Annotated in this window: 24 protein-coding genes and 1 pseudogene; 14 read left to right on the top strand and 11 right to left on the bottom strand. The window is 71.6% G+C overall.

The genetic code is table 11. From position 1 onward, the window contains the following. The first annotated feature begins 89 nt into the window (after positions 1-89). Together ACZ7L1_RS05320 and ACZ7L1_RS05315 are read left to right on the top strand one after the other, a co-directional pair. The gene (locus ACZ7L1_RS05320) at positions 90-437 is read left to right on the top strand and encodes a DivIVA domain-containing protein (protein WP_471434360.1); all 348 of its coding nucleotides are present in this window, start codon (positions 90-92) and stop codon (positions 435-437) included. After that, the gene (locus tag ACZ7L1_RS05315) at positions 434-1,015 is read left to right on the top strand and encodes a DNA-3-methyladenine glycosylase I (RefSeq protein ID WP_471434358.1); all 582 of its coding nucleotides are present in this window, start codon (positions 434-436) and stop codon (positions 1,013-1,015) included. Before ACZ7L1_RS05320 ends, ACZ7L1_RS05315 begins: the two co-directional genes overlap by 4 nt. Positions 1,016-1,062: 47 nt before the next feature. On the opposite strand, the gene chcB is transcribed toward ACZ7L1_RS05315, so the two are convergent. After that, positions 1,063-1,866 carry a 2-cyclohexenylcarbonyl CoA isomerase gene (gene chcB / locus ACZ7L1_RS05310; RefSeq protein WP_471434357.1) on the bottom strand — a complete coding sequence of 268 codons (804 nt, stop codon included), beginning with the start codon at positions 1,864-1,866 and terminating at the stop codon, positions 1,063-1,065. Positions 1,867-2,238: 372 nt separating this feature from the next. Here chcB and ACZ7L1_RS05305 point away from each other — a divergent pair, with 372 nt between their 5' ends. Next, positions 2,239-2,406 (top strand): DUF3117 domain-containing protein, encoded by a 168-nt coding sequence (locus ACZ7L1_RS05305; protein WP_003966491.1) that lies wholly within the window; start codon positions 2,239-2,241, stop codon positions 2,404-2,406. Positions 2,407-2,564: 158 nt separating this feature from the next. Here ACZ7L1_RS05305 and ACZ7L1_RS05300 read toward each other — a convergent pair whose 3' ends face one another. Continuing rightward, a complete protein-coding gene (locus ACZ7L1_RS05300; RefSeq protein ID WP_471434864.1) occupies positions 2,565-3,263 on the bottom strand; it encodes an O-methyltransferase in 699 nt (232 codons plus the stop codon). Positions 3,264-3,488: 225 nt separating this feature from the next. On the opposite strand from ACZ7L1_RS05300, the gene sigE reads away from it, so the two are divergent. From sigE to ACZ7L1_RS05275, 5 genes are all read left to right on the top strand, one after another. Continuing rightward, the gene (gene sigE, locus ACZ7L1_RS05295) at positions 3,489-4,190 is read left to right on the top strand and encodes an RNA polymerase sigma factor SigE (protein WP_446792113.1); all 702 of its coding nucleotides are present in this window, start codon (positions 3,489-3,491) and stop codon (positions 4,188-4,190) included. Further along, positions 4,187-5,182: an anti-sigma factor family protein gene (locus ACZ7L1_RS05290; protein ID WP_471434355.1), complete on the top strand. Its 996-nt coding sequence runs from the start codon at positions 4,187-4,189 to the stop codon at positions 5,180-5,182. The genes sigE and ACZ7L1_RS05290 overlap by 4 nt, the downstream gene beginning before the upstream one ends. Before the next feature lie 114 nt (positions 5,183-5,296). Further along, complete coding sequence (locus ACZ7L1_RS05285; RefSeq protein ID WP_471434353.1) at positions 5,297-7,114, top strand: S1C family serine protease; 1,818 nt, start codon at positions 5,297-5,299, stop codon at positions 7,112-7,114. A 198-nt stretch (positions 7,115-7,312) separates the two neighbouring features. Further along, positions 7,313-7,747, top strand: coding sequence for a sec-independent translocase (locus tag ACZ7L1_RS05280; RefSeq protein ID WP_471434352.1), 435 nt, complete (start codon positions 7,313-7,315; stop codon positions 7,745-7,747). Between the two features lie 245 nt (positions 7,748-7,992). Continuing rightward, entirely contained in the window at positions 7,993-8,652 is a 660-nt protein-coding gene (locus ACZ7L1_RS05275) for a hypothetical protein (RefSeq protein WP_471434351.1), read from the top strand. Between the two features lie 90 nt (positions 8,653-8,742). Here the strand turns inward: ACZ7L1_RS05275 and ACZ7L1_RS05270 are convergent, their stop codons facing one another. The 3 genes from ACZ7L1_RS05270 to ACZ7L1_RS05260 are packed head-to-tail and all read right to left on the bottom strand — an operon-like array spanning position 8,743 to position 11,767. Then, the gene (locus tag ACZ7L1_RS05270) at positions 8,743-9,876 is read right to left on the bottom strand and encodes an Mrp/NBP35 family ATP-binding protein (protein ID WP_471434350.1); all 1,134 of its coding nucleotides are present in this window, start codon (positions 9,874-9,876) and stop codon (positions 8,743-8,745) included. A gap of 42 nt (positions 9,877-9,918) precedes the next feature. Next, a complete protein-coding gene (locus ACZ7L1_RS05265; RefSeq protein ID WP_471434348.1) occupies positions 9,919-10,497 on the bottom strand; it encodes a DUF1003 domain-containing protein in 579 nt (192 codons plus the stop codon). Then, positions 10,487-11,767 (bottom strand): magnesium transporter MgtE N-terminal domain-containing protein, encoded by a 1,281-nt coding sequence (locus tag ACZ7L1_RS05260; protein ID WP_471434346.1) that lies wholly within the window; start codon positions 11,765-11,767, stop codon positions 10,487-10,489. Before ACZ7L1_RS05260 ends, ACZ7L1_RS05265 begins: the two co-directional genes overlap by 11 nt. A 174-nt stretch (positions 11,768-11,941) precedes the next feature. Here ACZ7L1_RS05260 and ACZ7L1_RS05255 point away from each other — a divergent pair, with 174 nt between their 5' ends. Continuing rightward, entirely contained in the window at positions 11,942-12,697 is a 756-nt protein-coding gene (locus ACZ7L1_RS05255; protein WP_471434344.1) for a hypothetical protein, read from the top strand. 66 nt (positions 12,698-12,763) lie between these two features. Here ACZ7L1_RS05255 and ACZ7L1_RS05250 read toward each other — a convergent pair whose 3' ends face one another. Continuing rightward, a complete protein-coding gene (locus ACZ7L1_RS05250; RefSeq protein WP_471434343.1) occupies positions 12,764-13,273 on the bottom strand; it encodes a hypothetical protein in 510 nt (169 codons plus the stop codon). Between the two features lie 231 nt (positions 13,274-13,504). Next, entirely contained in the window at positions 13,505-14,620 is a 1,116-nt protein-coding gene (locus ACZ7L1_RS05245; protein ID WP_471434342.1) for a magnesium and cobalt transport protein CorA, read from the bottom strand. 541 nt (positions 14,621-15,161) lie between these two features. On the opposite strand from ACZ7L1_RS05245, the gene ACZ7L1_RS05240 reads away from it, so the two are divergent. Beyond that, positions 15,162-15,746 (top strand): suppressor of fused domain protein, encoded by a 585-nt coding sequence (locus ACZ7L1_RS05240; protein WP_471434340.1) that lies wholly within the window; start codon positions 15,162-15,164, stop codon positions 15,744-15,746. 42 nt (positions 15,747-15,788) lie between these two features. Here the strand turns inward: ACZ7L1_RS05240 and ACZ7L1_RS05235 are convergent, their stop codons facing one another. After that, positions 15,789-17,054: an MFS transporter gene (locus tag ACZ7L1_RS05235; protein WP_471434339.1), complete on the bottom strand. Its 1,266-nt coding sequence runs from the start codon at positions 17,052-17,054 to the stop codon at positions 15,789-15,791. Between the two features lie 173 nt (positions 17,055-17,227). On the opposite strand from ACZ7L1_RS05235, the gene ACZ7L1_RS05230 reads away from it, so the two are divergent. From ACZ7L1_RS05230 to ACZ7L1_RS05220, 3 genes are all read left to right on the top strand, one after another. Then, entirely contained in the window at positions 17,228-17,869 is a 642-nt protein-coding gene (locus tag ACZ7L1_RS05230) for a DUF6758 family protein (RefSeq protein WP_471434337.1), read from the top strand. A 127-nt stretch (positions 17,870-17,996) separates the two neighbouring features. After that, entirely contained in the window at positions 17,997-18,863 is an 867-nt protein-coding gene (locus ACZ7L1_RS05225; RefSeq protein ID WP_471434336.1) for a PHP domain-containing protein, read from the top strand. A gap of 154 nt (positions 18,864-19,017) precedes the next feature. After that, a complete protein-coding gene (locus ACZ7L1_RS05220) occupies positions 19,018-19,623 on the top strand; it encodes a MarC family protein (protein WP_471434335.1) in 606 nt (201 codons plus the stop codon). Positions 19,624-19,750: 127 nt separating this feature from the next. Here the strand turns inward: ACZ7L1_RS05220 and ACZ7L1_RS05215 are convergent, their stop codons facing one another. Continuing rightward, a complete protein-coding gene (locus tag ACZ7L1_RS05215; RefSeq protein WP_200419162.1) occupies positions 19,751-19,903 on the bottom strand; it encodes a hypothetical protein in 153 nt (50 codons plus the stop codon). A 248-nt stretch (positions 19,904-20,151) separates the two neighbouring features. Here ACZ7L1_RS05215 and ACZ7L1_RS05210 point away from each other — a divergent pair, with 248 nt between their 5' ends. Beyond that, a complete protein-coding gene (locus ACZ7L1_RS05210) occupies positions 20,152-21,048 on the top strand; it encodes an NYN domain-containing protein (RefSeq protein ID WP_471434334.1) in 897 nt (298 codons plus the stop codon). Between the two features lie 10 nt (positions 21,049-21,058). Here ACZ7L1_RS05210 and ACZ7L1_RS05205 read toward each other — a convergent pair whose 3' ends face one another. Further along, positions 21,059-21,934 (bottom strand): alpha/beta fold hydrolase, encoded by an 876-nt coding sequence (locus tag ACZ7L1_RS05205; protein WP_471434333.1) that lies wholly within the window; start codon positions 21,932-21,934, stop codon positions 21,059-21,061. 106 nt (positions 21,935-22,040) lie between these two features. Further along, a pseudogene (locus ACZ7L1_RS05200) lies at positions 22,041-22,614 on the bottom strand (DEAD/DEAH box helicase); the annotation flags it as partial.

Below are 22,614 nucleotides of genomic sequence, written 5' to 3'. Positions count from 1 at the left end.
CGATCTGACCCAGAGGGAAAGACAGACTCGACATCGGCACTTCCGCGTCGGCGCGCAGCGCGCCGGCACCGAGCGTGGGGACTTAAGTGATGCTCATGTTCTTGTTCCTGGTCGTCGCGCTCGCCGTCGTGGTCGCCGCGGTGACACTGGCCGTGGTGGGGGGCGGCGAGAGCACCCCGCTGCCGGAGGCGGCCCCCGAGCGGTTCGACGACCCGCTCCCGCCGGACCGCCCCGTCGGGCGCGACGACGTGGAGGCCCTGCGCTTCCCGCTCGCCGTCCGGGGCTACCGCATGGCCGACGTGGACGACGCGCTCGGCCGCCTCGGCGCCGAGATCGCCGAGCGGGACGCCCGTATCGCAGACCTGGAGGCCGCGCTCGCCGGCGCCCGCGCCGCCGGACCGGCAGCGGGCGAGCGGGCCGAAGGAGACCCCCAGTGAGCGGTGACGCCGTCGCGGGGCCCGACGGCGTGCTGCGCTGCCCCTGGGCACTGTCCACCGAGGACTACGTGGCGTACCACGACGAGGAGTGGGGCCGCGCGGTCCACGGCGACGACGCGCTGTACGAGCGGCTGTGCCTGGAAGCGTTCCAGTCGGGTCTGTCGTGGATCACGATCCTTCGCCGCCGCGAGGGCTTCCGCGCCGCCTTCGCCGACTTCCGGATCGCCAAGGTGGCCGCGTTCACGGGCGCCGACCAGGAGCGTCTGCTCGCCGACCCGGGCATCATCCGCAACCGCGCCAAGATCGAGGCGACGCTCGCCAACGCACGCGTGCTGGCCGAGTGGGCCCCGGGCGAGCTCGACGAGCTGATCTGGTCGCACGCCCCCGACGGCGCATCCCGCCGGGCTCCGGCGACTTCGGCCGACGTCCCCGCGGTCACCGAGGAGTCGACAGCGCTCTCCAGGGCCCTGAAGAAGCGCGGCATACGCTTCGTCGGCCCCACCACGGCGTACGCGCTGATGCAGGCCTGCGGCCTGGTGAACGACCACCTCGCGGACTGCGCCGCCCGCGGCGACTGACTCCCGCCGATCGACCGGGGCGGCGCGCGGCGACCTCAGTCGCAGACCTACCGGCCCAGGTACTTCGGCCTCTCCTTGTTCACGAACGCCTCTACCGCGATGGCGTGGTCCTCGGACGAGCCCGCCCGTGCCTGCAGCTCGTCCTCCTTCTCCAGGGCGTCCTCCAAGGAGTGGGTCAGCCCGTAGGCCACCGCCTCCTTGATCGCCGCGTACGCCACCGTCGGCCCCTCGGCGAGCGCCACGGCCACCTTCTCCGCCTCCGTCCGCAGCTCGTCGGCGGGGACGACCCGGTTCGCGATGCCCAGCTCCAACGCCTCCTGGGCGCCGATGCTGCGCGGGAAGAGCAGCAGGTCGGCCGCGCGCCCGGGACCGACCACGCGAGGCAGCGTCCAGGAGACGCCCGAATCGGCCGTCAGCGCGACCCCCGCGAACGACGTGTTGAAGGATGCGGTGCCCGACACGATCCGGTAGTCCGCGGCCAGAGCGAAGCCGAAGCCGGCCCCGGCCGCGACCCCGTTCACCGCGGCCACCACCGGCTTGGGCGCACCCGCCAGCGCCCGGACGATCGGGTTGTAGTGCTCCCGGACCGTGCTCATCGTCTGGCCCGAGCCGGTCTCCCGGTCGGCGGCCAGCAGCCCGATGTGCTCCTTGAGGTCCTGCCCCACACAGAACGCCCGGTCCCCGGCGGCGGTGAGGAGGATCGCGCGTACGGAGCCGTCGTCCGCCGCGGACCGCACCGCGTCCCGGAGGGCGACCTTGGTCGCGATGTTCAGCGCGTTCATCGCCTCGGGACGGTTCAGCGTGATCGTCGCGAGTCCGTCGCTCACCTCGTAGAGCACGGTGTCGGCCATGGTGGTCCCCTCCGGTGTCGTGCCTGGGGCGTACCGGCCGGTACGCCCGCGTCCGAAGGACAGCATGGCCGAGATCACCGTCCGTGGAACGGCCCGTAGGTGTGACCTGGGTCAAAGAATTCCCGCAGGGATCCGGTCGGCGGATGTCCGTGCGCGGGCGAAGTATCACAGTCACATCGGCGAATTGAGTGGTTTTGCTCGCGCGTGTTGCCCAAGCGATGCCGACTGATGTTGGTCATCGGGTCATGAGATGCGGGATAATGGCCTGGAAGCAATGTGTTCGATGCCGGTGCCGCGCGTCCTGTGAAGGGTCGCGTGCCCTTCAAGGGGCCGTCGGCTGACGATGAGCTGGTTTCAGGAAGGGGAACGAGCATGGCGGCCATGAAGCCGCGGACGGGCGACGGCCCGCTCGAGGTGACCAAGGAGGGGCGGGGCATCGTCATGCGCGTTCCGCTCGAAGGCGGCGGTCGGCTCGTCGTCGAGCTGACCCCGGACGAGGCCGACGCGCTCGGCGACGCCCTCAAGAAGGTCGTCGGCTGACGCGGCAGACCCCGGATTTCAGCTGCCCCGGCATCGTACGCGGTGCCGGGGACCGCTTTTTCCAGGGGCTTCGCGGGGGTGCTTCGACTTTTTCCAGGGCGCTTTTGGGGGGTGCTTCGACCCGGACGGCGCGTCCGCCCCTGCCCCCACGGCCGTGCTCACCGCCTGACCGCGCACAACAGTCCGTCCCCCACCGGGAGCAGCGAGGGCACGAGGTCGGGGCTCTCCCGCACCGTGCGCAGCAGCTCCCGCAGCCGCAGCACCTCGGTGGGCTGCGGCCCCGAGCCGACCGTGCGGCCGTTGGCGAAGGCGCCCTCGAAGACGACGAGCCCGCCGGGCCGCAGCAGACGCAACGCTTCGGCGAGGTAGTCGAGCACCTCGAGCCGGTCGCCGTCGCAGAAGACGAGGTCGTAGCCGGCGTCCGCGAGCCGCGGCAGGACCTCCAGGGCGCGGCCCGGGATGAAGCGGGCCCGGTTGCTGGCGAAGCCGGAGGCGCGGAAGGCCTGGCGGGCGGACTGCTGGTGCTCCGGCTCCGGATCCACCGTGGTCAGCACGCCGTCCGGCCGCATGCCGTGCAGCAGATGGATCCCGGAGACACCGCATCCCGTCCCGATCTCCGCCACCGCCTTGGCGTCCACGGTGGCGGCCAGCATGCGCAGCGCGGCGCCCGTGCCGGGCGACACCGAGCGCAGCCCTGCTTCACGGGCCCGTTCCCGGGCCCAGCGCAGTGCGTCGTCCTCGGCGACATAGGCGTCGGCGAACGCCCAGCTCGTCTGCCGGTTGCCGGTAATGACCCTCTCCTGTCCCCGTGATTGCTTGGGCGTGACTGTATCCGTTGACGGCGGGAACCCGCAGATGGGACCGGGCGTTGAGGAGAGTGGGAAGAGGGCGCGGGGAAGGACCGGGACAGACGCGTGGACGTGGGTGCCGAGCAAGTGCTGACGCAGCCGTATCAGCGGGCATCAAATTCTCGTAAAACCGCTTATCCGGAGCTAACGGGCGAGGTGGCTATGGTAGGGGCTCCACTGGACACCACCAGAGCCGACAGGGGAGGTGCGGCTGTGCCTGCGGATCGGGGAAGGGTGCTACGGCTCCTTCTCAGGTCATCGGGTGAGCCGAAATCCGTGACCGACATCGCTGACACCCACCACGCTGCCGACACCGCGCAGATCGCGACCTTCGCCACCGACGCGGACGCGCAGGCGTGGACTCCGCCCACCTGGGAGGAGATCGTCAGCACTCACAGCGGCCGGGTCTACCGGCTGGCGTATCGCCTGACCGGAAACCAGCACGACGCCGAGGACCTGACCCAAGAGGTCTTCGTACGGGTCTTCCGCTCCCTGTCGACGTACACGCCCGGCACGTTCGAGGGCTGGCTGCACCGCATCACCACGAACCTCTTCCTGGACATGGTCCGCCGCAAGCAGCGCATCCGCTTCGACGCGCTCGGCGAGGACGCGGCGGAGCGCCTGGCGAGCCGTGAGCCGACGCCGCAGCAGGTCCTACACGACGCGCACTTCGACGCGGACGTCCAGCAGGCGCTGGACACGCTCGCGCCCGAGTTCCGCGCGGCCGTCGTCCTGTGCGACATCGAAGGGCTGTCCTACGAGGAGATCGCCGCGACCCTGGGCGTCAAGCTCGGCACGGTGCGCTCCCGGATCCACCGCGGCCGCTCGCAGCTGCGCAAGGCGCTCGCCCACCGGGCGCCTCAGGCCCGCACGGCCGAGCGCCGCTCCTTCGTGCCCCGGGTGCCCGCGCTGGGGGGAGGGGGCGCGACCGCGTGAGTGGATCCCGTCGCCCCACACCGGCAGAGCAGCACCTGGGAGACCGCCTCTCCGCCCTGGTGGACGGAGAGCTCGGTCATGAGACGCGCGAGCGCGTGCTGGCCCATCTGGCCACGTGCGCGAAGTGCAAGGCCGAGGCCGACGCCCAGCGCCGGCTGAAGAACGTCTTCGCCGAGGCGGCCCCGCCGCCGCCCTCCGAGAGCTTCCTGGCCCGCCTCCAGGGTCTGGGCCTGCCCGCGGGAGGTGACATCGACGGCGGTGGCACGCCGCTCGGCGGGGGTGGATTCGGCAGAAGAATCCAGAGCAGCGCCGGACTGCCCGCGCGGCCCGGCGTCTTCGGAGTGAGGGGTGAGCCGTTCGGCTACGTCCCCCCGGGCCTGCACGCCGCGGCACTGTCGCCCTCCGACAGCCGCGCCCTCCCCGGGGACCGTGTCCTCCCGGAGGACGGCGGCTTCCGTATCCATCCCGTCGGCCGGCAGGAGAGCGAGCGGCCGGCGTCCCGTGGGCGGCGTTTCGTGTTCGTCGCCGCCGGCGCCGTCTCGCTGGCAGCGCTGGCGCTCGGCGGCGTGTCCGGCGTGGGCGGTGACACCGGCGTGGAGGCGCGCGGCGGTTCCGGGGCCAAGAGCGTGACCCCGATGCGCTCACCGGGTACGGGCGGTGTCACATCGCCCGAGGCGCAGCGGCGGCGATCCACCGGAGCGCTGCTCGGGCAGCGCGCACTCGACCGGACGCCCGTCGCGCCCACGCAGTCCTCGGCGCCGCTGCTGCCCGCAGTGCCCGCTCCCGGCATTCAGGACGTCTCGGAGATCCGCGCGCTGACCGCTCCCGTGGTGGCCGGGGCGGCGGCGATGTCCCCGCTCATACGCCCGCTCACCGAGACCGGCCCGTTCACACTGCCGACCGCCCCTCGGCTCACGGCCCCCGGCCTGCTGGCCGGCCCGGTGCCGTCCCCGTCCCGCACGCCCTCGCCCTCCTCGAACACCGGCCACTGAGCGGCCGCGCGGCCGCGCGGGGAACCTGGTTGAATCCATGGTGCCCGCGCCCGCGCAAGCGGTCCGGGCGTGGAATCCGCGGCACCAGGTGCCGCCGGCGGGTGTAGGGAGACCATGAACGAGGGGAAGCCGGTCCCTGCGGCGGGACCGGAGCAGGGGGCGAGCGGGTCCGGAGCGGCGCACGACGCCGAGGGGCCGACGAACGGCGGTACGGCGACGGGCGGAGAGTCCGGCGGCGACTTCGAGCTGCCCGCCCCCGCCGGGGTACGCCCCCGCGGTGAGACCGACGCCGACGCCGAGGGCGACTTCGAGCTGGAGCGCCCGGCCGTGGCGGGGACCGGGGACGCGGGCGACATCCTCGCGGAGCACGCGACGGCCGACGGGGACGGCGACTTCGAGCTGGAGCGCCCGGCCGTCGTGGGCGCGGCGCAGGAGGGTTCTGCCGGGCACACCGACCCTCGGCGGAGCGGCGACGCGCCCGCCGACGCACTCGACGGTCGCGCCAGGGCCCTTCACGATCCCGACCCCTACAACACCCCGCCCTACGGCGAACCGGGCCCCTGGGCGCCCGCCCCACCGGTCCAGCACCCGGCGGCGTCCCCGCACGGCGCCGCCCCGCGGAGCACGCCCGCGCCTCCGGACGCGCCCGTGCCCGGCACGGCCGCGATGCCGGTGCCGCCCGCCGCACCGGTGCCGGGCGGTTCCACCGACCCGAGCGGTGCCCCCTCGTCCCCTCCCCCCTGGCAGAACTACGACCCGTGGGCGCCCCGAGCCCCCTTCCAGCACAACGGCACCGCGCTGCCCGGCACGGAGCAGCGGCGGGGGAGCGGGCGGAAGGCGCTCGTTCTCGCCGGCGTGCTGATCGCGCTCCTGTCCGGAGGGGTCGGCGGTGTCGTCGGCGCCGCGTGGGAGCGGGACGGTGGCATCGGGGAGGTGCGGCTGCCGCAGGCCGGGAAGGAGCCCGCGGGGCGCGCCCCGGACAGCGTTGCCGGGATCGCCGCACGGGCTTTGCCCAGCGTCGTCACCCTGCACGTCAAGGGCACCTCCGAGGAGGGCACCGGGACCGGCTTCGTCCTCGACGGGCGCGGACACATCCTCACCAACAACCATGTCGTCCAACCCGCGGCAGCCGGTGGCGAGATAACGGTGACGTTCAACGGCGGCCAGAGTGCCAAGGCCACCGTCGTGGGCCATGACACCGGCTACGACCTCGCGGTCGTCAAGGTCACCGGCGTCCGTGGCCTCACCCCCCTGCCGCTCGGCAACTCCGACAACGTCGAGGTCGGTGATCCCGTCGTCGCCATCGGCGCGCCCTTCGACCTCGCCGGCACCGTCACCTCCGGCATCATCAGCGCCAAGGAACGGCCCATCACCGCCGGCGGCCAGAAGGGCGACGGCGGCGACGTGTCGTACGTCGACGCCCTGCAGACCGACGCCCCGATCAACCCGGGCAACTCCGGCGGTCCCCTCCTCGACGGCAAGGGCCGTGTCGTCGGCATCAACTCCGCCATCCGTTCGGCCGGCAGCGGATCCGACCAGAGCAGCCAACAGGCGGGTTCCATCGGGCTCGGCTTCGCCATCCCCGTCAACCAGGCCAAGCGCGTCGCGGAGGAGCTGATCAACACCGGCAAGGCCACCCACCCGGTGATCGGCGTCACGCTCGACATGAGCTACACGGGAGACGGCGCCCGGGTCGGCGCCAAGGGCGCCGGCGGAGGCCCCGCCGTCACCCGGGGCGGTGCGGGCGACAAGGCCGGCATCAAGCCCGGCGACGTCATCACGGAGGTCGACGGCGTGCGTGTCCACTCCGGGGAGGAGCTGATCATCAGGACCCGTGCCCACCGCCCCGGCGACCGTCTGGAGCTGACCGTCGTCCGCGGCGGCGCCGAACGGACGATCACGCTCGTCCTCGGCTCGGCGGACGGCAGCTGACGCGAACCCCGCAATGGTGGGACGAAACCCGCCCGAGAAGGCAAACAACCCGGAAAACCCGCCGTGTACACGCGGCCGGTGTGCCGGGACAGTACCGGTACGGCAGGAACGCCGGGTACCGTGGACCCGGCCCGGACCACGGAAGACCCGCACAGACCACCGAGGGCCGAGGACCGAGGACATCGCAAGGAGCTTCAGGTGTTCAATGACATAGGACCGCTCGAGCTGGTCACGATCGTGGTCATCGCCGTGCTCGTCTTCGGTCCGGACAAGCTCCCCAAGATGATCCAGGACGTCGCGCGCACCATCCGCAAGATCCGCGAGTTCTCGGAGAGTGCCAAGCAGGACATCCGCAACGAACTGGGTCCGGAGTTCAAGGACTTCGAGTTCGAGGACCTCAACCCCAAGACGTTCATCCGCAAGCAGCTGGACAACGACGACCTGGGGCTGAGGGAGATCCGCAACGGCTTCGACCTGAAGAAGGAGATGGCCGAGGTCACGGACGCGGTCCACGGCCGCGAGTCCGAGTCGTCCGCCTCCTCGCCGACGTCCTCCGGCACCGTCGACATGACGAAGAAGCCCACGAGCGCCGACCCCGACGAGCGCCCGCCCTTCGACGCGGACGCCACCTGAGCCCCGCGGGCCACGTCCGGCCCGGCGCCCAGCGTGCCCGTCTGACGTGACGCAGGCCATACGCCCATCGGCGTGCGTACGGCCGTATCGCGCCGCGCGCGGGGGTGGTAAGCGCCGGGCGTTTCCCTGCTGTTCGGAGCGCTGTGGCTATGCTGCCCAGTTGTTGTGCGGACCGTTTGGGAGCGAGGACGCCCGTGGGGGGCGGGCCGCTCGGGTCCGACGAGAGCGAGGAGGCGTCCGGGCAGATGGAGACGACGAGTCGGGTGGACGCGCAGGCGTCGGCCGCGGAGGGCGGACCACAGCTCCCCTCCGCCCGCCGCACGGTCGACGGCTATCTCCGGGCACCCTTCCCGTGGTACGGCCTCGACGAGGCGTTCACGGGGCCGCGCTGGCTGATGCAGGTGGGCACCGCGGCGGACGGGACGGTGGAACACGGGTCCATCGGACACGGGGACGAGCCGTCCGTGCGCAACGAGGCCACCGAGGACAAGGACCGGTTCGCGGTCGTGGTCACCGTCGCCGAGAACCCCGTGCGGCGAAGCCCGGACGGCACCGGCGTGCTGGAGGCCACATCGGTCTCGTCCGCGGCGTGGCTGGCGGGCGTGGGGCTGCTGTCGTTCACCTGGCCGGGCCAGATGGACCACACCCTGCGTGACGACTGGCTGGACCAGCAGACGGAGACGGCGTGGGTTCTCGCGGACGACCTGGCCGGGCCCGCGTGGTCGACGCTGTCCCTGCCGGTGGACGGGGTGCCGACGCCGTTCCACTACCGGGAGTCCGAGTTCGGCTGGGTGCTCGCGGGGGCCACGGAGGCCGGGGTGCACATCGGGGCGTACGGCAGAGGCATGAGCGCGTACGGTTTGGGCTTCGCCGTGATCAAGGACATCACCGCTTACGCCGCTTAGCGGATGTACGACGCTGCGGTGCTCGGCCGGGCGTGGAACGAGGGGGCGCCGTCACACCGACGGCGCCCCCTGGTCGTACGAGCCCTGGGACTAGAACTTGTTCCTCGGCGTGATCCCCAGCGACATCCCCGCCAGGCCCCGCTGCCGTCCCCCGAGCTTGCCCGCGATCGCGCGCAGGGCCGAGCCCGCGGGGGAGTCCGGGTCCGTGAGGACCACCGGCTTGCCCTCGTCGCCGCCCTCACGCAGGCGGACGTCGATGGGGATGTTGCCGAGGACCGGGACCGTCGTACCCGTCGTGCGGGTGAGGCCGTCGGCGACCAGCTGGCCGCCGCCCGTGCCGAAGACGTCGACCATCTCGCCGCAGTGCGGGCAGGGCAGGCCGGACATGTTCTCGACCACGCCCACGATCTTCTGGTGCGTCTGCACGGCGATCGAGCCCGCCCGCTCGGCCACCTCGGCGGCCGCCTGCTGCGGGGTCGTCACGACCAGGATCTCGGCGTTCGGGACCAGCTGGGCCACGGAGATGGCGATGTCGCCGGTGCCGGGCGGCAGGTCGAGCAGCAGCACGTCCAGGTCGCCCCAGTACACGTCCGCGAGGAACTGCTGGAGCGCGCGGTGCAGCATCGGGCCGCGCCAGACGACCGGGGCGTTGCCCGGGGTGAACATGCCGATCGAGATGACCTTCACGCCGTTCGCGGACGGCGGCATGATCATGTTCTCGACCTGGGTGGGGCGCCCGTCCGCGCCCAGCATGCGCGGCACGCTGTGGCCGTAGATGTCGGCGTCCACGACACCGACCTTCAGGCCGTCGCCGGCCATCGCCGCCGCCAGGTTCACCGTCACCGAGGACTTGCCGACACCGCCCTTGCCGGAGGCCACCGCGTACACCCGGGTGAGCGAGCCCGGCTTGGCGAAGGGGACCTCGCGCTCGGCCTGTCCGCCGCGCAGCGCGGTCGCCAGCTCGCGGCGCTGCTCGTCGCTCATCACATCGAGCGTGACGTCGACGCGGGTGACGCCCTCGACGCGCGAGACGGCCTCGGTCACGCGCTGAGTGATCGTGTCGCGCATCGGGCAGCCGGAGACCGTCAGGTACACGGTGACCGCGACCGCTCCGTCCGCGCCGATCTCCACCGATTTGACCATCCCCAGCTCGGTGATGGGTCGATGGATCTCGGGGTCGTTCACCGTCGCCAGCGCTTCGCGCACCGCGTCTTCCGTAGCCATAAGGAGATGGTACGGCGCGCCGCGGTGGGCACGGTAAGCCCGTCAGCGGTCGTCTACGTCACGTCCGCGCGCCCGTTCCGCCGGGAATACGACATGCCCGTCGGAGCGCCGCCGGTCCTCCAGTTCCTTCATGAGGTCCTGCAGTTCGGACCGTATCCAGTCCCGGGTGGCGACCTCGCCGAGGCCCGAGCGCAGCGCGGCGATCTCGCGGGTCAGGTACTCGGTGTCCGCGATCGACCGCTCGTTCTGCTTGCGGTCCTGCTCCAGGTTCACCCGGTCACGGTCGTCCTGGCGGTTCTGGGCGAGCAGGATCAGCGGGGCGGCGTAGGAGGCCTGCAGCGACAGCACCAGTGTCAGGAAGATGAAGGGGTACGGGTCCCAGCGCAGGTGGACCGGGGCGATGATGTTCCAGCCCAGCCACACGATGATGACCCCTGTCATCCAGACGATGAACCGCCCGGTGCCCAGGAAGCGCGCGATGCGCTCGGACAGGCGTCCGAAGGCCTCCGGGTCCCACTCGGGCAGCATGCGGGTGCGCCGGCGTGGCTGCGGCTGGTCGAGCCGGAGGCGCCGGGTGGCGGCCGTCGCACCGGAGGGGAGCTTCTCGCGGTCAGGCGTCATCGCTGACCCCCTCCTCGTCCAGGTGGAACTCCGTCTCGCGCCAGTCGTCGGGGAGCATGTGGTCCAGTACGTCGTCCACGGTCACCGCGCCGAGCAACGAGCCGGACTCGTCGACGACGGGCGCCGCGACCATGTCGTAGGCCGCGAAGAACCCGGCCACCACGGGCAGCGGCGCGCCGGGGGCGAGCGACTGCAGGTCGTCGTCGACGAGCGAGCTGACCAGGGTGTACGGCGGGTCCCTCAGCAGCCGCTGGAAGTGCACGGTCCCCAGGTACTTGCCCGTGGGCGTCTCGTCCGGCGGACGGCAGACGTACACCTGCGCGGCGAGCGCGGGGGACAGGTCGGGGTTGCGGACCCGGGCGAGCGCGTCGGCGACGGTGGCGTCGGGCCGCAGCACGATCGGCTCGGTGGTCATCAGGCCGCCCGCGGTCTTCTCCTCGTACGCCATCAGACGGCGCATGTCTGCCGCGTCGGCGGGCTGCATCAGGCTCAGCAACCGCTCCTTCTCCTCCTCCGGCAGCTCGGCGAGCAGGTCGGCGGCGTCGTCCGGGTCCATCGCCTCCAGGACGTCCGCGGCGCGCTCCTCCTGCAGCTTGCCGAGGATCTCGATCTGGTCGTCCTCGGGGAGCTCTTCGAGCACATCGGCGAGCCGGTCGTCGTCGAGGGCGGCGGCGACCTCCGCGCGGCGCTTGGGCGACAGGTGGTGCAGGACGTTGGCGAGGTCGGCGGCCCGCAGCTGTTCGAACGTGGCCAGCAGGCTCTCGGCGCCCTGCCCGTGCTCCTCCAGGGAGAACCCGGTGACCGCCGACCACTCCACCGTCAGCGTCGCGCCCTTGCTGCGCCGGAACGCGCCGCTCCTCCCCTTGCGTACGAAGACCCGGTCGATCTCCCAGTCGCGGCGGGCCGGCAGATGCTGCACGGCCAGGTCGAGGACGGTGACCTCCTCACCGGTCTCGACGAGCGTGACGTGCCGGTCGAGCAGCTCCCCGAACACGAGCCGCTCGGTGGGCCGCTGCTCGAAGCGGCGCACGTTGAGCACGCCGGTGGTGATGACCTGGCCCGACTCGATGCCGGTCACCCGGGTCATGGGCAGGAAGATGCGGCGGCGGGTGGCGAGTTCGACGACAAGGCCCAGCAGCCGCGGGGGGCGTCGGCCCACCCGCAACATGACCACCAGATCGCGCACGCGCCCCACCTGATCGCCGGTGGGATCGAAGACGGCGATCCCGGCCAGGTGTGAGACGAAGATCCGAGGGGCGCTCGCGGCCATGCCCGCGCCTCCTTTTCCTGCCGTTTCGTCCGCTCACGATGGGCTTCAGGCTAGCCCGTCCCGGTGCACCGCGCCCTTGCGGGGGTGCGGATGGACCGGCTCGGGAAGGCCTCCCGGGCACCGGTACTCTGCGGTACGCCGATCAGGACTCCCGTATGAGAGGTAGCCCCGCCTGTGACCACCATTCTCCCGGGCCGTAACCGCAGGGCCGCGCTGGTGCGCGCGATGTGCGCGCTGGTCGTGACGGGGGCGGGGCTCGCGGGGTGCGGCGGTGGTGACCCGGACGCCGGGACCAACGGGGTCGGCAAACTGCCCGCCGACAAGATCCAGAGCCGGACGCGTACGGCGGCCAAGTCGGCGCCGTCGGTCCATCTGTCCGGCACCGTGGTCAGCAACGGCGGCACCTACACCCTGGACATGCGGCTGAAGGGGGAGGGCGGCAGCGGGTCGGTCACCTCGAAGAACGGAACGTTCCGGCTGCTGCGGGTGGGCAAGCACCTGTTCCTGAAGGCCGACGCGGCGTTCTGGAACCAGCAGGACGGCTCGGGGGGCGGCGGGGGCTCGGCGGCCGCGGCGGGCAAGCTGGACGGGAAGTACGTGAAGGTGCCCTCGCAGGACCCGGCCTACCAGCGCTTCAGCGGCTTCACCGACAAGGACGTCCTGCTGGACGGGCTCCTCGCCCTGCACGGCGCGCTGGCGGCGGACGGCCACCACGAGCAGAACGGCGTCCGCACGATCCGCATCACCGGCGACAAGGGCGCCGGCGGCAGCCTGGACGTCTCCCTGGAGGGAAGCCCGTATCCCCTGCTCCTGGTCCGCGCCGGCAACGCGGGGACGCTCCGCCTGTCGGAGTGGGGGAAGGACTTCACCTTGGCGGAGCCACCGAAGGAGCAGACGGTGGACTACGGGAAGCAGTTGCCGTCGTCGTAGCCGCCGCGACTGCGGCCGCCGGCTGCTACCGCTGTGGGCGGCCGCCCTGCTGCCGCTGGGGGGAAGTCAGCCGTGGCGCTTGCGCCGCAGCAGCCGCGGCAGCGCCGCCGGGATCGGGCGGCGGGTCGTGGCCGAGGTCGGGACCGGGCGCGCGGCCTGGGAGTCGGACGGCAGCGGCACCGTCGTCCCCTGCGGCTCCAGGCGGAGCACCCGGCACTCCCGGCGCCACCGCTCCGGCATCTCCTCCCCGTCGGGCGCGTTCAGCCGCTTGCCCTTCAGCTCGGCGACCGCGCCCTCCCACTCGGGCGACCCCGGCGCCAACTCCACCACCCTCGCGGGCCAGGCGACGATCCGGCCGCCCTTGTCCTTGCTGCGTACCGTCACGACCGCGTCCCCGCCGTCGACCAGGCCGGCCAACGGCTGCTCACCGGGTCCGTCGCCCACCACGCACGCCGCGCCCTCGTACCACACGTGCCACAGCGCACGCGCGGCCGGCGCCGCGCCCTGGACCCAGATCAGCCCCGACTTCTTCGTGGCCTCCTCGACCAGGGCCCGCTCGAGCAGCTCGCTTGTCATGCGCCCAGCCTAGTGCTGTGGCCGGAAAGGTTCACCGGCTCGCGACGCCCGGCACGGCACCTCGCCGCGTTGTCGCATCGCCCGAGTACATCCGGTACGCGGGCGACGCTCCGCCTTGCGATGCTCCCCCACTGCCTGAAGGGCGTGGGAGGTGCCCCCAGCACCGGACGCCGCGAGCTTTCCGGCAAACCTTTCCGGCCACAGCACTAGCCAGGACCTGGCAGGCGCCCCTCACAGCCAGCCGTTCCGCTTCAGCATGCGGTGGATGCCCACGCAGATGCCCACCGTGATGCCCATGATCGCCGGGTAGCCGTACTTCCAGTGAAGCTCGGGCATGTACGTGAAGTTCATGCCGTACACCCCGCACACCATCGTCGGCACGGCGATGATCGCCGCCCACGCGGTGATCTTCCGCATGTCCTCGTTCTGTGCGACGGACGCCTGCGCCAGGTTGGCCTGGAGGATCGAGTTCAGCAGTTCGTCGAAGCCCAGCACCTGCTCGTTGACGCGAGCGAGGTGGTCGGCGACGTCGCGGAAGTACTTCTGGATGTCCGGGTCGATCAGCCGCATCGGCCGCTCGCTCAGCAGCTGCATCGGCCGCAGCAGCGGCGCCACCGCCCGCTTGAACTCCAGGACCTCGCGCTTGAGTTGGTAGATCCGGCCGGCGTCCGTGCCTCGCGGCGTGCCCTTGCGGCCCGGCGAGAACACCTCGGTCTCCACCTCGTCGATGTCGTCCTGCAGCGCGTCGGCCACCGCGATGTACCCGTCCACGACGTGGTCGGCGATCGCGTGCAGCACCGCCGAGGGGCCCTTGGAGAGCAATTCGGGCTCGTCCTGCAGCCGGTGCCGCAGCGTCCTGAGCGAGCCCTTCCCGCCGTGCCGGACCGTGATGAAGAAGTCCCGCCCGGTGAAGCACATCACCTCGCCGGTCTCGACGACCTCACTGTTGGCGGTCAACTGGTCGTGCTCGACGTAGTGGACGGTCTTGAAGACGGTGAAGAGGGAGTCGTCGTACCGCTCCAGCTTGGGCCGCTGGTGCGCCTGCACCGCGTCCTCGACGGCCAGCGGGTGCAACCCGAACTCGCGGGCGATACCGGCGAATTCGGCCTCGGTCGGCTCGTGCAGCCCGATCCACACGAACCCTCCGTCGCGCCGCACCAGCCGCATCGCCTCGTGCGGGGAGAGCGGCGCTTGCGTCTGGACGCGGACGCCGTCGCGGTAGACGGCGCAGTCGACGACGGCGGACGGGGTCGCGGGGTCACGCGTGGTGTCGTACGCGCCGCTGTCCTTCCGCGGGGTGGTGCGGGTCGGGCGGACCACGGCGCGCAGGTCACGGATCATCGACATGGCAGGGCTCCTTCGCAACGAGCAGCGAAAGGCCACGAAAAACGGGTGGAACTACCCGGAATGGGGACGTCCTGGCTGCGGAGGTTTGGCACGTCCACAAAGCGGGGAGCACCGCACCGTCGCGGTGGCGGGCTTCGCTGCTGATTCAGCTACTGACTGAGATCAGACAGATCAGGCAAAGCGAAACGAAGTGCTCTTCCGTGGCGACGCGAACGCGAGACGCGAGAGGTGACAGCCGACGGGAGTCAGAACAGCTGCGTCAGCGGCTGGAAGAGCCGGTGGTACTGCACGGTCGACTTCGATCCATGACAGCCCCACCTCCTCCGGCCGGTCCCTGGTGAGGGACGATCCATACCCTGATTAGAGGGTGCCCCCTTGGGGGAGTCTCATGGGTGCCGGGCCTGACAGGGCTTCCCCAGTGCCTCGAGGGCCTGGGAGGTGCCCCACTGCGTGCTGCCCGAAACCACCGGCCAAGAGTATCAGCCGACAGAAGTGTCAAGGCGCCGCTTTGCCCGGTGCTGACGAGTTCTATGCTCGCCGCATGGTTGATGTTCTTCCTCTGGTCGAGGCCCGGTTGCGCACCGCGCTGGGCGAGCCGGACGCGCGTGCGGCGGTCACCTTCCTGGGCACGAACCGCATCGAGGTGCTCCGCTTCCACGAGGGCGACATCGTCCGCTACGCCACCCTCGGCATGTCCGCACAGCCCATGACGGACCCCACCGCGATGCTCGCCGACCCCCTCAAGGGACCCCGCGCCGAGCTGGTCCTCTCTGTGCGCGGCGGCCTCGCCGACACCGACAAGGTGCTCCGCCCGCTCGCCGTGCTCGCCGCGTCCCCGCAGGTCGAGGGCGTGGTCGTGGCGCCCGGCGCCTCGCTGGAGGTGGGTGAACCGCTGTGGCCCGGCGCCCCGTTCACCTCCGTCCTGGTGGCCGAGCCCGGTGGCCTGGTCGAGGACCTGGAACTCGACGAGCCGCTGGATTCCGTACGGTTCCTGCCGCTGCTGCCGATGACCCCGAACGAGGCCGCCTGGAAGCGGGTGCACGGCGCAGGGGCCCTCCAGGAACGCTGGCTGACGAACGGGACGGACCTGAGGGATCCCTCCCGCAGGTCCGTCCGGCTGGACTGAGGCCGGAGGTGAGCAAGCTCACCAACGCCCGGCCGGAGACGGTCACTTGGCAAAGACCGTGACACCGTCATCGGTCGCGTGTCGCGGCTGGAGTTCCTCCGCCTCGTGCGTGAGCGCCCTGCGCCGCAGTAGGACCACGACCGCCCCGAGGAGCGCCGTCAGCGCTCCCGCCACGAACGGCATGTGGATGTCGCTCCACTCCTCGATCTTCGGCGCGAGATAGGGCGCGGCAGCCGCCGCGAACCACCGCACGAAGTTGTAGCCCGCGCTCGCCACCGGACGCGGTGCGTCCGAGACGCCGAGGGCCAGCTCGGTGTAGACCGTGTTGTTCACGCCGATGAACGCGCCGGACAGGATCGTGCAGACGATCGCGGTGGTGTGGTCGCCGTAGCCGAGCACGGCCACGTCCGCCGCGAGCAGCACCAGCGAGCCGCCGAGCACCTTCAGTGAGCCGAACCGCTCCTGCATGCGCGGCGCCACGATCACCGAGAAGACGGCGAGCAGCACACCCCAGGCGAAGAACACGGCACCCGATTTGTACGGCGTCATGTTCAGCACGAAGGGCGTGAAGGCCAGCACGGTGAAGAACGTGTAGTTGTAGAAGAACGCCGAGACCGCCGCCGAGGCGAGACCGCCGTGTCCGAGCGCCTTGATCGGGTCCAGCAGCGAGGTCTTCCGCGCGGGCCTCGGCTGCTCCTTCAGGAACGCCGTGATGCACAGGAAGCCGACCGCCATCAGCGTGGCCGTGCCGAAGAACGGGTAGCGCCAGCTGATGTTCCCGAGCAGCGCGCCCAGCAGCGGGCCGCAGGCCATGCCGAGGCCGAGCGCGGACTCGTACAGCAGGATGGCCGCGGCGCTGCCCCCGGCGGCCGCGCCGACGATCACGGCGAGGGCCGTGGAGACGAAGAGCGCGTTGCCGAGGCCCCAGCCGGCCCGGAAGCCGACGAGCTGGGCGACCGAGCCCGAGGTGCCCGCCAGGCCTGCGAAGACCACGACGAAGGCGAGGCCGAGCAGCAGGGTCTTGCGGCCGCCGACGCGGCTGGAGACGAAGCCGGTGACCAGCATCGCTATGGCGGTGATCAGGAAGTACGAGGTGAACAGCAGGGAGACCTGGCCGGGTGTCGCCTGAAGGCCCTTCGCGATGGAGGGCAGGATCGGGTCGACCAGCCCGATGCCCATGAACGCGACGACGGACGCTCCGGCGGTCGCCCACACGGCCTTCGGCTGCCGCAGGATGCTGACGGCTCCCGCGTCGAACGGGTCCACGTCGGCTGCTGTGGCGGGTTCTCCTCCTGTGGTGCTCTTCATGCGTCTCCTCGCAGAGTCGAAGCCAGATAGTTGGTGTATACACATATTAAGTTAGCTGTGCTAATTAGTGCAAGTGGCATCTAGCTGGCACGGGTGAAGTGGGCGTGAGGGGTACACGCCGGACGGGTGATCGTCCTTGACGCGACGCGGGACGGGGAGGACCGTGGAGGCCTATGAGGGGCGAACCCAGTTGCCCGAAGTGCGGTGGCCGGGTCAGGGCTCCCGGACTCTTTTCCGACTCCTGGCAGTGCGATGTGCACGGCACCGTGCATCCGCTGCAGCCCGTGATCCCGCCCAGCGTCGAGGCCCTCAGCGTCGTGGTGCACCGCGCCCGGGTGCCGGTGTGGATGCCGTGGCCGCTGCCGGTCGGCTGGCTCTTCACGGGTGTGGCCTACGCGGGTGACGACCGCAGTGGGGGCCGCGCCACTGCTGTGGCCTGCTCGGGTCCGGGGCCGCTCGGCGGCGTGGGCGACCTGATCCTGGTCGCGGAGGAACTGGGGGTCGGACTCGGTGCGCGGTACGCGGGCATCGACGGGCCGGACCCGGGTCCGTACCTGAACGTGGAGAAACCGCCTCAGGCCAAGGTGCTCGCCGTCGGCCGCCCCACGCCGCTGTGGCACGTCTCGGGCGTCCCCAGCGACCGCGCGGTCTTCGCGGGCGAGGCGCGCGGCCTGTGGCTGTGGGCGGTCGTCTGGCCGGAACAGTCGGGCCTGCTGATGTACGACGAGCTGGTCCTGACGGATCTGCGGGACGCGGGCGCGGAGCTCGATCTCCTGCCGATCGGGGCGTTGTCGCCGCGCCTGCTCGAGCCGTGACACGAGCCGCCGGAGGGTGCGGAACGCCGTAGGGGGCGCAGCTGCTGTGCGGCTGTGACAGGGGCCCCGGAACTGCCGTTATCCTTGAGCGTCCCCTTCCGTCCCGTCACCGCCTGGAGTACGTGTCGTGCGCATCGACCTGCACACCCACTCCACCGCGTCCGACGGTACGGACACCCCGGCCGAGCTGGTGCGGAACGCCGCTGCCGCCGGACTGGACGTCGTCGCGCTCACCGACCACGACACCACCCGCGGCCACGCCGAGGCGATCGAGGCGCTGCCCGAGGGGCTGACCCTCGTCACGGGCGCCGAACTCTCCTGCCGTTACGACGGCATCAGCATGCACATGCTGGCCTACCTGTTCGATCCCGAGGAGCCCGACCTGCTCGCCGAGCGCGAGCTGGTGCGGGACGACCGCGTACCGCGCGCCCACGCCATGATCGCCAAGCTGCGGGAGCTGGGCGCGCCGGTCACCTGGGAGCAGGTGGCCCGCATCGCAGGCGACGGCTCGGTCGGACGGCCGCACATCGCCTCCGCCCTGGTGGAACTCGGCGTGGTCGGCAGCGTCTCGGACGCGTTCACGCCCGAGTGGCTGGCCGACGGCGGCCGCGCGTACGTGCAGAAGCACGAGACCGACCCCTTCGAGGCGATCCGGCTGGTCAAGGCCGCGGGCGGAGTGACCGTCTTCGCGCACCCGGCCGCCGCCAAGCGGGGACGGACCGTGCCGGAGTCCGCCATCGCGGACCTCGCCGCCGCCGGGCTCGACGGCATCGAGGTCGACCACATGGACCACGACCCGGCGACCCGGGCCCGGCTGCGCGGCCTCGCCGCCGAGCTGGGCCTGCTGGTCACCGGCTCCTCCGACTACCACGGCAGCCGCAAGACGTGCGTGCTCGGCGAGTACACCACCGACCCGGAGGTCTACGGGGAGATCATCCGGCGGGCCACCGGCGCGTTCCCCGTGCCGGGCACCGGCGGACCCCGCAACGCCTGATCCCGCGTACCTGCCCTCTCCTCTTTTTCAAGGCACCCGGCGCCCGCCACCGTGTCCAGCCGTCGCACGCCTCCGCGCGCGACGGCATCCGACGGCCGCGGGACGCCCGTCGCCGCATGCTCGTTGCTCGTCCGTACCTCATCGCAAGGCACCCATGTTCGACGTCGCCGTTTTCGGTTCCCTGTTCCTGACCCTGTTCGTGATCATGGATCCCCCCGGGATCACCCCGATCTTCCTCGCGCTCACCGCCGGCCGCCCCGCCAAGGTGCAGAAGCGCATGGCCTTCCAGGCCGTCTGCGTGGCCGGCGGTGTCATCGCCGTGTTCGGTGTGCTCGGCCACCAGATCCTGAACTACCTGCATGTCTCCGTGCCCGCGCTGATGATCGCGGGCGGGCTGCTGCTCCTGCTGATCGCCCTCGACCTGCTGACCGGCAAGACGGACGAGCCGAAGCAGACCAAGGACGTCAACGTGGCCCTGGTGCCGCTCGGCATGCCGCTGCTGGCCGGTCCGGGGGCGATCGTCTCGGTGATCCTCGCGGTGCAGAAGGCGGACAGCCTGAGCACCCAGGTGTCGGTGTGGACGGCGATCCTCGCGATCCACGTCGTGCTGTGGCTGGTCATGCGCTACTCACTGCTGATCATCCGCGTCATCAAGGACGGCGGGGTGGTCCTCGTGACCCGGCTCGCGGGCATGATGCTCTCCGCGATCGCCGTGCAGCAGATCATCAACGGTGTCACCCGGGTCATCCACGGAACCTGACTGCCCGGGTCCGGCGCCGCCCGGCGCCGCAACGCGCGGAGCCCCGTACGGCACGATGCCGTACGGGGCTCCGAAGTCGTCTACGTGTATACGCAGGTCGTATACGCAGTGTGTGTCGTCGGTGCCGTTACGAGGCGGTCGTCTCGGCCGGGCGGATCCACAGCCGTTGCCCGATGGCCGCGGCCTGCTGAACGATCTGGTTGACGGAGGCGGCGTCCACGACGGTGGTGTCCACGGGGGTACCGTCGACATCGTCGAGTCGCATGATTTCGAAGCGCATGGGCTTCTCCCTTCGTCTGGTCATCCTCCTGCGGAGAACTACTGGGCGAGCGGAGTGCGGAGCGTCTGTGCCCCTCTCCTGTGAGTAGTCAACGGGATGCTTGTTACAAACATTCCCTACGCTAAGGAAATTTTTCGAGTCTCTAACTACTGACTGGTAATCGACCGAGGCGACGGCGGATTGTGTTCACGGAGCACTGATTGGGATCGGTTGTGTTCGTAGCGTGACCGCCGAGAGAATGGAGGCATATGAACGACGACCTGGCGGCGCTCGGCGCCCGCATCGACCGAACGAACGAGCTGCTCCAGCGCATGCTCGCCGAGGTGGCGAAGACGCCCTCGACTCATGCGATCTTCGTCGACGCCGGCTACCTGTACGCCGCCGCCGGACGGCTCGTCGCCGGCACCGAGGACCGCCGGGCCTTCGACCTCGACGCCGAGGGACTGATCGACGCCCTCATCGACAAGGCGCGCCAGGTCTTCGCGGACAGCCGGTTGCTGCGCGTGTACTGGTACGACGGCGCCAGACGCCGCATCCACACGGCCGAACAGCAGTCCATCGCCGAACTCCCGGATGTGAAGGTACGGCTCGGCAACCTCAACGCCAACAACCAGCAGAAGGGCGTCGACTCCCTCATCCGGACCGACCTCGAGTCACTGGCCCGGCACCGGGCCATCAGCGACGCCGCGCTCATCGGCGGCGACGAGGACCTGGTCTCGGCGGTGGAGGCGGCGCAGGGATACGGGGCCCGGGTGCACCTGTGGGGCATCGAGGCGCCCGAGGGCCGCAACCAGGCGGAACCGCTGCTGTGGGAGGTCGACAGCCAGCGCACCCTCGAACTCGACTTCTTCAAGCCGTATGTGAGCCGCCGCACGGCCGCGACCTACGAGCCCACCTCCACGGCCCGCCCCACCCGTGACGACGTCCGCTTCGTGGGCGCGCAGGTCGCCGCCAAGTGGCTCGCCGAGCGCGGCCGGGACTCGCTGGCCGACCTGCTGCCCGGCCACCCGTACCTGCCCGGTTCCATCGACCAGGACCTGCTGGTGGAGGCGGAGGGTCTGCTGCAGTACTCGCTGCGCGGCCAGGCGGACCTGCGCCGCGCCCTGCGGGACGGCTTCTGGGAGCACCTGCAGGCGCAGTACTAGCCGGGGAGTCTCAAGGTCGGACGAGCCGGTCCCAGAAGGCGGCGAGGGCGCGGGCCGTCCCCTCCGGCTGATCCGTGTTGGGGGAGTGCTCCGCGTGCGGGACGACGGTGCGGTGAGCGCCGAGGCGGTCCGCCATGTCGTCCAGCAGGGGGACGGGCCAGGTGTCGTCGCGGTCGCCGGACAGCACGTGCACGGGCAGGCCGACGGTGGCGAGCTCGGCTACGCGGTCGGGTTCCTCGCACAGCTGGCGTCCCGTGGCGAGGAGCTGGGCGGGGCTGTTGCGGAGCCAGCGGCGGCGCAGGTCCTCTCCGTCCGAGAGCCCCTCGTCGAGGTCCCCGGCGTCGATGTCCTCCGGCGGTTCGAAGGCCTGGATGGCGTCCCAGACCCCGGCCATGTCCAGGACGGCGAGGGCGTCGTGCAGCAGCTTGACGCGCTGCTGCTGGGGGAGGGAGATCTGGGCGGGGCCGGAGGCCATCAGGGTGAGCGAGAGGAACGGGGAGGGGTCGAGGAGGACGGCGGCCCGGGCGATCTGGCCGCCGAGAGAGTGCCCGAGCAGATGCACCGGCGCCCCGACGGCGCGCGCCTGCGCGATCACGTCCCGTGCCAGTTCGGCCTGCGCGTACGGCGCCTCGTCGTCCTTCGGCCCGGGGGACTCGTACTGCCCTCGCCCGTCGACGGCGACGGTCCGGTATCCGGCCGCCGCGAGAAGCGGCTGCAGGAGGAGGAAGTCCTCCTTGCTGCCGGTGAAACCGGGCAGCAGCAGGGCGGTGCCCTCCACTCGCGCCGTCACCGCGTCGGCCTCGAGCACGGCGAACTCCCCCCGCTCGGTGGCGAGCCGGCGCGCACGGACGCCGGGGGGCGGGGTGAAGCTGGGGGGACGGCTCATGGGGGTGAGGGTACCGGGCGGAGAGAACACCGATGGCCCGCCCCTGTGTGTGACAGGTGCGGGCCATCGATGAACAGTGCCGTGGCCTGGTGGCCCACCGCGGGTGTCAGCCCTCCACGGACTCCGCGACCTTGCGCGTGCGCCGTCGCGGCTTGGCCTCCGCGGCGTCGTCCGCCTGCGCCGGGATCTCCGCCTCCGCCGCGACGGCCTTCCGCGTACGGCGCCGGGGCTTGGCCTCGGGCTCGTCGGCGGCCTGCGCGGGAATCGCGGCCTCGGCGGCCTTGCGGGTACGGCGCCGGGGCGTGACCTCGGCGGCGACCTCCGCACCGTCCACGGCAGCCTCTGGGGCGGCCTCGGCGGCCTTGCGGGTACGGCGGCGGGGCTTGGCCTCGGTGGCTTCGACGGTGTCGACAGCCGCCTCGACGGCCTTGCGGGTACGCCGCGGCTTGGCCGGAGCCTCTGCCTGTGCCGCCACGCCCTCGACCGTCTCGACGCCGGATTCGGCGGTCTTGCGGGTACGCCGACGCGGCTTGGCCTCGGTGGCTTCGGCGGCCTCGGGCGCGGCGTCGGCGGCCGGGACCGTCTCGGCGGTCTTGCGGGTACGCCGACGCGGCTTGGCCTCGGTGGCTTCGGCGGCCTCGGGCGCGGCGTCGGCGGCCGGGACCGTCTCGGCGGTCTTG

Source organism: Streptomyces sp. NPDC107546 (assembly GCF_055639175.1).
Note: the sequence above shows the minus strand (reverse complement) of the source record. Positions and strands in the feature narration are given on the sequence as shown.